Here is a 9758-nt window from a genome sequence, read left to right on the forward strand (position 1 = left end):
AGGTTGATCCGACCGGGGGCGACCCACATCCCCTCGGGTTCACGACCGAACGTCTCTCCGAAGCGGGTCGCCAGACCCCGCTCGTCCACGTACGACGTTCTGCTCACGTGCCCACCCGCTTCCGGGTGAACTCCCAGGCGTCGGCGACGATCTCGTCCAGGCCGCGGGTGGGCGCCCAGCCGAGTTCTTCGCGGGCCCGGTCGTTGGCCGCCACGAGCACTGCGGGGTCGCCCGCGCGTCGGGGGCCGTCGACCACGGGAACGGGGTGGCCGGTGACCCGCCGGACCGCGTCCAGCACCTCGCGAACGCTGTATCCGCCGCCGCTGCCCAGGTTGTGGATCCGGTGCGTGCCCGGCTCCAGGTGTTCCAGGGCACGCGCGTGGGCGTCGGCCAGGTCGCGGACGTGCAGGTAGTCCCGGATCGCGGTGCCGTCGGGGGTGGGGTAGTCGGTGCCGTGCACCGAGGCGCGCTCCACCTCGCCGGTGGCCACCTTCAACAGGTTGGGGATGAGGTGGGTCTCCGGGTCGTGCCGCTCGCCGAGCCCGCCGTGCGCTCCGGCGACGTTGAAGTAGCGCAGGCTGATGGCGCCCAGACCGTGGGCGCGCGCCCACCCGGTGAGCATGTGGTCCACGGCGAGCTTGCCCGCGCCGTAGGGGTTGGTGGGCGAGGCCGGGTCGGTCTCGCGCAGCGGCGCGTCCGAGGGCGGGTCGCCGTAGGTGGCGGCGGTGGAGGAGAACACCAGCCGGTCCACGCCGTGTTCGCGCATGGCCTCCAGCAGGGCGAGGGTGCCGGCGACGTTGGTGTGCCAGTACGGTCCGGGGTCCTGCACGGACTCGCCGACCAGGGACTTTCCGGCGAAGTGCAGCACGGCGTCGAAGGAGGGGTCCAGGACGCGGGCCGCGTCGTGGATGTCGCCCTCGACGAAGGAGGCGCCGGCGGGGACGGCGTCACGGTGGCCGGCGGAGAGCACGTCGAGCACGGTGACCTCGTGTCCCACCTCCAACAGGAGTGCGGTGACGACGCTGCCGACGTAACCGGCGCCGCCGGTGACAAGGAGTTTCACGGGGTGGCCTCTCGGATGCGCTGGGCGGTGGTCTCGGGCGCGATGTCGTTGATGAACACGCCCATGCCGGACTCGGTGCCGGCGAGGTACTTGAGCTTGTTCTCGGCGCGGCGGATGGAGAAGATCTCCAGCCGCAGTCGGGACAGGTTCCGGGCCTCGGAGTCGCGGACGGGCGCCTGGTGCCAGGCGGAGATGTAGGGCAGTGGCCTGTCGAAGAGCCGGTCGAACCTGCCGAGCAGGTCGGTGTACAACTCCGCGAAGGCGTCGCGTTCGGCGTCGTCGAGCGAGGGCAGGTCGGGGACGTCGCGGTGCGGGTGGACGTGCACCTCCACCGGCCATCGGGCGGCCTCGGGCACGAACGCGGTCCAGTGCTCGTTCTCCAGCACCACGCGCGGCCCCTTCCGTTCGGCGGACAGGATGTCATCGAACAGGTTGCCGCCGGTCTCCTCGCGGTGGGCGCGGGCCGAGGCCACCACGTCGGCCGTGCGGGGGGTGACGAACGGCAGCGCGTAGATCTGACCGTGCGGGTGGTGCAGGGTCACCCCGATCTCCTCGCCCCGATTCTCGAAGCAGTACACCTGCTCGACGCCGGGCAGTTCGGCGAGCGCGGCGCTGCGGTCGGCCCAGGCGTCGACGATGGTGCGCACCCGGGCGCTGCCCAGCTGTGCCATCGAGGTGTTGTGGTCGGAGGAGAAGCAGAGAACCTCGCAGCGTCCCTCGTCTCCACTGAGCGACGGGAAGCGGTTCTCGAACGCGACCACGTCGTAGTCGGTGGCGGGGACCTCGGTGTGCCGATCGGTGGAGGAGGGGCACAGCGGGCACTGGTCGCTGGGCGGCAGGTGGGTGCGGCTCTGGCGGTGCGCGGCCACCACGACCTGTTCGCGGGTCAGGGGATCCCGACGAAGCTCGGATCCTGGGGCCCGCTCGGGCAGGTCGCGAGGGTCGTGGAGCTCGCGGTGCGCGTCTTCGGATTCGTCGAAGTAGATGATCTCCCGGCCGTCGGCCAGGCGCGCGGTGGTCTTCTTCATCCGGTCTCCCGGGGAACGTCGGTGACCACGAGGCTGCCCACGTGGTCCTGAAGGGTGTGTCGGGCGTCCGTGGCGAGCCCGTCGTCGGTGACGAGCACGTCGCAGCGGTTCAAAGGGGTGATGGTGCTGATTCCGACGGTGCCCCACTTGCTGGAGTCGGCGGCGACCACCAGGGTCTCGGCGGACTCCACCAGGGCGCGGTTGGTCTCGGACTCCATCAGGTTGGGCGTGGTGAACCCGGCCCGTTCGTGCATGCCGTGCACGCCCAGGACCAGGGTGTCCAGGTTGATCCCGTGCACGGAGGCGAGGGCGAGCGGGCCGACGAGGGCGTCGGAGGGGGTGCGGAACCCGCCGGTCAGCGCGACGGTCTGGTCGGAGCGTTCGGACCGGTGGAAGACCTCGGCGACGGGCAGCGAGTTGGTGATGACGGTGAGGCCGGGGGTGTCGCGCAGGTACTCGGCGACCAGCGCCGTGGTGGTCCCGGCGGACAGACCGACGGCGCTGTTCGGTTCGACGAGGCCGGCCACGGCCCGGGCGATGGCCTGCTTCTCGGCCGCCTGCCGGGTCGACTTGGCCTGGAAGCCCGGCTCCTCGGTGCGGGGCCCCTCGGAGGCGACCGCGCCACCGTGCACCTTGCGCAGGGCGCCGCGTCCCTCCAGGGTGTCGAGGTCGCGGCGGATGGTCATGTCGGACACGGCGAGGGACGTGACGAGGTCGGTGACACGGACACTCCCGTCCCGTCGGAGCCTTTCGAGGATCAACTCCTGTCGTTGCGCGGCCAGCATCCCGCCCCCGTGTGATCGAAAATGTTGGATTCTGTTGAATCATAGTCTCATTGGCTGGTCGGTCGTTGTCAATGAGGGCTCGGATTCCGGGGGTCGTGTGGGAAACCGTTGATAAGCGTTGACATTTCGCGGGTGCAGTGTCGACGATGTGGATGTTCGTGTCGGCACCCACACCCGATGGACCCTCGCGTGCCGGACCGATTCTGGGAGCGATCAAGGAATGACCGACCAGCGCACCATCACCCTGCGTGCCGCCGGGGCCGCCCTGGTCCTGCGGGTGCCCGACACCGGGCTCCCGCAGGTCCTGCACTGGGGAGCGGACCTGCCCGACTTCGAGGGGCTGGCCCTGGCCGCCCGACCCCCGGCCGCCAACAACGGCGTCGACGTGCCCACCTATGTATCCCTGGTGCCGACACAGGGCGAGGGATGGCGCGGACACCCCGGGTTGGCCGGGCACCACGAGGGCCGCATCACCTATCCGGCGTGGTCGAAGGTGGAGGTCGACGTCGACCCGTTGGAGGACGCCGAACCCGACGTGGGCGGACGGGTCACCGTCTCCGCCGAGGGCGGCGGGCTTCGACTCCGCACCGAACTGCGCATGGAACCCGAAGGACTGGTCCGGGCCCGGCACACCGTCACCAACCTCGATCCGGCCCCCTGGACCCTGGACACGCTCAACGTCACCCTCCCGTTGCCCCGCGAGGCCGAGGAGGTCCTGGACCCGACCGGCCGCTGGGTGCGCGAACGTGTCCCGCAACGCTCGCCGTTGGGAATGGGAACCCGCACGCGTGCCTCGCGCCGAGGCCGCACCGGCCACGACTCCCCGCTCGTGCTCACCGTCGGGACCCCGGGCTTCGGGTTTCGCGAGGGCGAGGTCTGGGGCGTGCACACCGCCTGGAGCGGAGACCACGTCCACCTGGCCGAACGCCTGCCCGAGGGCGCGGGCCAGGCCGACGCGGTCATCGTCGGCGGTGAACTCCTCCACCCCGGCGAGGTGCGCCTGGGGCAGGGCGAGTCCCACACCACCCCGTGGGTGTTCCTGAGCTGGTCCGACCGAGGCCTGGACGGATCGTCCGCCCGGTTCCACCGGTGGTTGCGCGCCCGCCCCGAACACCCGGTCTCGCCGCGCCCGGTGGTGCTCAACACCTGGGAGGCGGTCTACTTCGACCACGACCAGGTCCGGCTGAGGGAACTCGCCGACACCGCCGCGCGCATCGGCGTGGAGCGGTTCGTCCTGGACGACGGCTGGTTCCGTGGCCGGCGCGACGACACCGCCGGCCTCGGCGACTGGACGGTCGACGAAGAGGTGTGGCCGGACGGCCTGCACCCGTTGTTCGACCACGTGCGCTCCCTCGGGATGCAGGTGGGACTGTGGGTCGAACCCGAGATGGTCAACCCCGACTCCGACCTCGGCCGCGCCCACCCGGAGTGGTTCCTCGCCCCGAAGGGCCGCCCCGCGTTGCCCAGCCGTGGCCAGCAGGTGCTGGACCTGGGGCGTCCCGAGGCGTTGGAGTACGTGTTCGAGCACCTGGACGCCCTGATCACCGAATACCGACCCGACCACCTCAAGTGGGACCACAACCGCGACCTCCTGGAGGCCGTGCACGCGCCCACCGGTTCGGCCGGGGTGCACCACCAGACCCTGGCCGTGTACGAACTCCTCGACCGACTCCGGGAGCGGCACCCGGGGCTGGAGATCGAGTCGTGCTCCTCCGGCGGCGGCCGCGTCGACCTGGGCATCCTCGCCCGCACAGATCGGGTGTGGGCCTCCGACAACAACGATCCCCTGGAACGGCTCGCGATCCAGCGCTGGACCGAACTGCTCCTGCCGCCCGAACTCATCGGCGGCCACGTGGGTGCGCCGGAGTCGCACACCACCGGCCGGGTCGCGCCGCTGCCCACCCGGCTGCTCGCCAGTCTCTTCGCCCACGCGGGGATCGAGTGGGACGTCACCACCTGCGACGAGGGCGAACTCGCCGCGCTGACCTCCTGGATCCGGCTCCACAAGGAGATGCGTCCGCTGCTGCACTCGGGTGAGGTGGTGCACGCCGACGCCCCCGACCCCGCCGAGCAGCTCGACGGGGTCGTGGCCGCCGACGGCGGCGAGGCGCTGTTCCGGTACGCGCGAACGCAGGCGTCCGTGCGCGCCCTGCCCGGCCGGGTCCGCCTGCCGGGGCTGCGACAGGACCGCCGCTACCTGGTGCACTGGCGTCAGGACACGGGATGGCCGTCCACCATGCAGCAGGTGATGCCGGAGTGGTTCGGCGGCGAGCCGCGCGAGTTCTCCGGGGCGGTCCTGGCCCGCGCCGGACTCCAGATGCCCAACATCAATCCCGGTCAGCTGATCCTGCTCCACCTGAAGGAGGCCTGATGCCCGAGTACTCCGCGCTGGAGGGGTTCGCCCCGTCGGCCGGGGCCCGTGCCCCGCGCGCCCGTCTGCGTTCCGACGCGCCCACACTGAACCTGAACGGCACCTGGCGGTTCCGGTTGTCGCCCGAGGTCTCGGAGGACTTCGGGGACACCGAGTACGCCGGGGCGGGCGGGTTCGAGACGCCCGACTTCGACGACACGAGCTGGGCCGACCTGCCCGTCCCCGCCCACTGGCAGCTGCACGGATACGGGGCGCCCGCCTACACCAACGTGAACTACCCGTTCCCGTTGGACCCGCCGTTCGTTCCCGACGAGAACCCCACGGGGGAGTACCGTCGCGCGTTCGACCTCCCCGAGGGATGGCCGGAAGGCGGCGGCGCGGTGCTGCGCTTCGACGGCGTGGACTCCTTCTTCCGGCTGTGGGTCAACGGCACCGAGGTGGGGTTCGCGACCGGCAGCCGGCTGGTGAGCGAGTTCGACGTCGGCCATCTGCTGCGGGCCGGGCGCAACGTCCTGGCGGTGCGGGTGCACCAGTGGTCCGCCGCGAGCTACCTGGAGGACCAGGACATGTGGTGGCTGTCCGGGATCTTCCGCGACGTCACCCTGCTGTCCCGGCCCGTCGACGGGATCGAGGACGTCACGGTCGTGGCCGACCACGACCACACCACGGGCGCCGGAACCCTGCGGGTGGACGTCACGGGCTTCACCGGAGCCCGTGTCCACCTGCCCGAACTCGGACTCTCCGACCTCGAACCCGGGGTCGCGCACCCCGTGGAAAAGGTCGAACCGTGGTCGGCCGAGACACCGAGGCTCTACGAAGCCGAGGTGGTGACCCCCGGTGAACGGGTCCGGCTGCGGATCGGCTTCCGCACCGTCGCGATCGAGGACGGGGAGTTGAAGGTCAACGGCCGACCCCTGCTGCTGCGTGGGGTCAACCGGCACGAGTGGCACCCCGACCACGGCCGAGCGGTGTCACGGGAGACCATGCGCGAGGACGTGCTGTTGATGAAGCGGCACAACGTCAACGCGGTGCGGACCAGCCACTATCCGCCGCACCCGGACTTCCTCGACCTGTGCGACGAACTGGGCCTGTGGGTGGTGGACGAGTGCGACCTGGAGACCCACGGGTTCGAGGTGGTCGACTGGCGCGACAACCCCTCCGACGACCCACGCTGGCGCGACGCCTACCTGGACCGGATCCGGCGGACGGTGGCGCGGGACCGCAACCATCCCTCGATCATCATGTGGTCGCTGGGCAACGAGTCCGGCCGGGGCCGGAACCTGCGCGCAATGGCCGACTGGGTGCACGAACACGAACCCTCCCGCCCCGTGCACTACGAGGGTGACCGGGACAGCGCCTACGTGGACGTGTACTCGCGGATGTATCCCGATCACGCCGAGGTCGAGAGCATCGGTCGGGGAGAGGAACCGGTGACCGAGGACCCGGAGGCGGACGAGCACCGACGTTCCCTTCCGTTCGTCCTGTGCGAGTACGCCCACGCCATGGGCGCCGGCCCCGGTGGCCTGGAGGAGTACCAACGACTCTTCGAGCGCTACCCGCGCCTGGTCGGCGGGTTCGTCTGGGAGTGGATCGACCACGGGATCCGGCGACGGGAACCCGACGGCACCGAGTGGTTCGCCTACGGGGGTGACTTCGGGGAGGTGCTGCACGACGGCAATTTCGTGGCCGACGGGTTGTTGCTGCCGGACCGGACCCCGAGCCCCGGGCTGACCGCGCTGGCCCGGACCTTCGCCCCGGTGCGCTTCACGGTGGCCCCCCGGGCCGCGACGGTGACGGTGGAGAACCTGCTGACCTTCACCGACACCTCCCATCTGGCCTTCGACTGGGAGGTGGCCGAGGAGGGCGAGGTGTTCGGTGGTGGGAGCCTGCGGGTCCCGGTGATCGCCCCCGGCGGGCGGGTCGAGGTGCCGTTGCCGGAGGTGCCCCGTGGTGGTGGGGCAGAGACCTGGCTGACCGTCACCGCGCACCTGGCCGACGACCTTCCGTGGGCCGTGTCCGGGCACGAGGTGGCCTGGGGACAGGCGCCCCTGGTCGACAGGGGCCCGGTGCCCGAGCGGGCGCCGGCGTATCCGCTGCTCGACGGAGGGGGACTGCGTCTCGGTCCCGGACTGTTCGACGTTCGGACCGGCCGGTTGCTCACGGTGGGCGGCCTCGACGTGGGCGAGCCGCGGGCGGGGGTCTGGCGTGTCCCCACCGACAACGACGAGGGTCTGCACGGCATGGGACTCGCCCCGTTCTGGCGGGGGCTCGGGCTGGACCGACTCACCGAACGTCGGGTGGCGGTGGACGTGGCCGACGACGCCCTGGAGGTGCGCACCCGCCTCGCCCCGGCCGCCCGCGATCTGGGCCTGGACGTCACCTACCGGTGGACCGCCGACGCCGAGACGCTCTGGTTGGACCTGACCGTGACGGCGACGGGGGAGTGGATCTGTCCGCTGCCGCGCCTGGGCATCGACCTGACCGTGCCCGGCGCCTTGGGCGCGGTCGAGTGGTTCGGACGCGGGCCCGGCGAGGCGTACCGGGACATGGCCCAAGGGGTGCGGATCGGTCGTTTCACCGACACGGTCGACGGACTACAGACCCCCTACCTGCGCCCACAGGAGAACGGCCGGCGGATCGGCACACGGTGGCTGGAGCTGTGGGACGAGGCCGGCTCGGGGCTGCGGATCCAGGGCGATCCCGAGTTCGAGTTCACCGCCCGACGGTGGAGCGACCACGGGTTGGACACGGCCCGGCACCCGCACGAGCTGGTCGCCGGGGACCGGGTCCACCTGCGGGTGGACACCGACCACCACGGGGTGGGTTCAGCCTCCTGTGGTCCGGGTGTACTGCCCGCTCACGGGCTCGTCGCCGGGAACCACCGGCTCCGGGCGGGCTTCACCCGACTCCGAGGCTGAGGCGGGTCGGCGCGGCGGTCGGTACGCGGTGAGCTGGACCAGCAGCACCGCCCCGACCGCCGCCAGCGCTCCCAGCCCCTGGGTCATGGTGAGGGTCTCGTTCAACACGAGGAAGCCGAGGAGTGTGGCGGTGAGCGGACTCGCGAAGGACATGAAGGACACCGCGAGGGCGGGGAGTCGTTCGATGCCGCGGAACCACACCACGTAGGAGAGCAGCGCGCCGAACAGTCCGAGGTGGACGTAGCCGCCCAGATTGGCCATGGTGATCGAGGAGGGCAGCCCCTCCAGGAGCAGGGTCGGAAGCAGCAGAACGAGTCCACCGGCGGTGAGCTGCCAACCGGTGGTCGCGAGCACGCCCACCCCCTCGGGGCGGCCCCAGCGTTTGGCGAGCACGATCCCCGAACCCATGCACACCGCCCCGAGCAGACCGGCCATCACACCGACCGGGTTCAGCGCGGCCTCGGGGCCCACCACGAGCAGGGCCACGCCCAAGGCGCCCAACAGGCAGGCCAGGGCGTGGGCCGGTCGGATGGTCTCGCGGAGCACCAGCGCCCCGAGCAACAGCACGATCACCGGCTGGACCGCCATCACCAGGGCCGCGACACCGCCGGGCAGCAGGTAGGCGGCGATGTAGAGCAGGTAGAGGAAGGCACCGATGTTGAGGGTGCCCAGGACGAGCGCGCGCCACCACCACACGCCCTTGGGGAGGGCCCGGGTGATGAGCAGGAGGATGAGGCCGGCGGGCAGGGCGCGGGTGAGCGCGGCCAGCAACGGCCGGTCGGGCGGCAGGAACTCCGTGGTGACCAGGTAGGTGCTGCCCCAGACCATGGGGGCGAGCGCGGTGATCAGGGTGTCTGCGGCGGTCCGCCCACGGCCGCTCACCGTGTTCCCCGGGCGCGCTCGTCGAGGGTGGAGGCCATGAGAAGACCTTTCGATGTCGAAATATTCGATATCGAAAGATTAGGTCGATTTCGGCGGACCCGTCAAGCGAGCGCCGTTAGGATCGCGTCATGAACGACGCCGTCGACCTCTACCTCGCCCAGTGGAACCGGGAGCGCCCCGACCTCGACGTCTCACCGATGGCGATCATCGGTCGGATGAACCGCCTGCAGCAGATCCTGGGCCGAGGGATCGGTGACCACTTGGCCGAGCACGGCCTGGAACGCTGGGAGTTCGACGTGCTCGCCACGCTGCGGCGGTCGGGCACACGGGACCACAGGCTCAGCGCCAAGGAGCTGGTGCGGATGACCATGGTGGGTTCGTCCGCCATGACCAACCGCGTGGATCGCCTGGTCGAACGCGGCCTGGTCCATCGGGAGGTCGACCCCGCCAACCGACGCCGTGTCCTCATCGGCCTCACCGACGAGGGCTTCTCCGTGGTCGACCGGATGGTGCAGGACCACGTGGCCAACGAGAGCCGCCTGCTGGCGGGTCTCGACCCGGGAGAACAGCGGCAACTGGCCCACCTGCTGCGCGAGCTGCTGCTCTCCCTCGGTGACAGCGCCCCCGAGGAAGAGCAGGAGCGAACCCGGACATGACGCGGGGGAGGCTCCGGCGGGACCTCCCCCGTTGTTCGTGGTCGGACTAACGGCC

Annotated in this window: 7 protein-coding genes; 3 read left to right on the forward strand and 4 right to left on the reverse strand. The window is 71.1% G+C overall.

Translation table 11 applies throughout. The features are described 5' to 3' along the window. Positions 1-103: 103 nt before the first annotated feature. From galE to K8V84_RS18700, 3 genes are read right to left on the reverse strand one after another with little or no spacing between them, the layout of a single operon-like run. Positions 104-1063: a UDP-glucose 4-epimerase GalE gene (gene galE, locus K8V84_RS18690; protein WP_304076657.1), complete on the reverse strand. Its 960-nt coding sequence runs from the start codon at positions 1061-1063 to the stop codon at positions 104-106. After that, positions 1060-2091, reverse strand: coding sequence for a galactose-1-phosphate uridylyltransferase (galT, locus tag K8V84_RS18695; RefSeq protein WP_304076659.1), 1032 nt, complete (start codon positions 2089-2091; stop codon positions 1060-1062). Before galT ends, galE begins: the two co-directional genes overlap by 4 nt. Further along, on the reverse strand, positions 2088-2876 hold the full coding sequence (locus K8V84_RS18700) for a DeoR/GlpR family DNA-binding transcription regulator (RefSeq protein WP_304076662.1): 789 nt from the start codon (positions 2874-2876) through the stop codon (positions 2088-2090). Before K8V84_RS18700 ends, galT begins: the two co-directional genes overlap by 4 nt. Before the next feature lie 220 nt (positions 2877-3096). Here K8V84_RS18700 and K8V84_RS18705 point away from each other — a divergent pair, with 220 nt between their 5' ends. Together K8V84_RS18705 and K8V84_RS18710 are read left to right on the forward strand one after the other, a co-directional pair. After that, positions 3097-5247, forward strand: coding sequence for an alpha-galactosidase (locus K8V84_RS18705; RefSeq protein WP_304076664.1), 2151 nt, complete (start codon positions 3097-3099; stop codon positions 5245-5247). Beyond that, the gene (locus tag K8V84_RS18710; RefSeq protein WP_304076666.1) at positions 5247-8165 is read left to right on the forward strand and encodes a glycoside hydrolase family 2 TIM barrel-domain containing protein; all 2919 of its coding nucleotides are present in this window, start codon (positions 5247-5249) and stop codon (positions 8163-8165) included. Before K8V84_RS18705 ends, K8V84_RS18710 begins: the two co-directional genes overlap by 1 nt. Here the strand turns inward: K8V84_RS18710 and K8V84_RS18715 are convergent. Then, complete coding sequence (locus tag K8V84_RS18715; RefSeq protein WP_304076667.1) at positions 8073-9047, reverse strand: EamA family transporter; 975 nt, start codon at positions 9045-9047, stop codon at positions 8073-8075. The two genes, K8V84_RS18710 and K8V84_RS18715, sit on opposite strands and share 93 nt — an antisense overlap. 128 nt (positions 9048-9175) lie before the next feature. On the opposite strand from K8V84_RS18715, the gene K8V84_RS18720 reads away from it, so the two are divergent. Further along, positions 9176-9703 carry a MarR family winged helix-turn-helix transcriptional regulator gene (locus K8V84_RS18720; RefSeq protein WP_304076670.1) on the forward strand — a complete coding sequence of 176 codons (528 nt, stop codon included), beginning with the start codon at positions 9176-9178 and terminating at the stop codon, positions 9701-9703. Positions 9704-9758 lie beyond the last annotated feature (55 nt).

The sequence above is a fragment of the Nocardiopsis listeri genome (assembly GCF_020741345.1).
Lineage (GTDB): Bacteria > Actinomycetota > Actinomycetes > Streptosporangiales > Streptosporangiaceae > Nocardiopsis > Nocardiopsis listeri_A.